Raw genomic sequence first — 480 nt, forward strand, 5'->3', positions numbered from 1 at the left:
GGGCCTTACCTGGCCCTTACCTACCGAGCTTGATGATGGCCGACTGGCTGCCCTGTTCTATCCGCAGGCCGATACCACCATCTCGGCCCGCCATGTTGTGCCGGATTGGCCCTCTGTCCATCAGGAGCTCAAGCGCAAGGGGGTCTCCAAACAGCTGCTCTGGGAGGAGTACACCCAGCGCTATCCCAATAGCTGTTACAGCTACTCCCAGTTCTGTGACCGTTACAAGTCCTGGTGTCAGTTGCAAAAGCGCTCCATGCGCCAGATCCACAAGGCGGGGGAAAAGCTCTTTATCGACTACTGCGGGCCCACGGTGCCCATCGTGTCGCCGACTACGGGTGAGGTCCGTCAGGCACAAGTCTTTGTCGCCGTGCTCGGTGCGTCCAACTACACCTTTGCCGAGGCCACCTGGTCACAGTCACTGCCGGACTGGCTGCAAAGCCATGTCCGTGCCTTTGAGTTTTTCGGCGGGACACCGGC

At 60.0% G+C, this 480-nt stretch carries 1 pseudogene; it reads left to right on the forward strand.

Going from position 1 to position 480, the window contains the following annotated elements:
• Nucleotides 1-480, forward strand: a pseudogene (locus MUW49_RS20005) (IS21 family transposase); the annotation flags it as partial.

This window comes from Aeromonas sp. LsrichE-8G (genome assembly GCF_022869435.1).
Taxonomy (GTDB): domain Bacteria; phylum Pseudomonadota; class Gammaproteobacteria; order Enterobacterales; family Aeromonadaceae; genus Aeromonas; species Aeromonas caviae.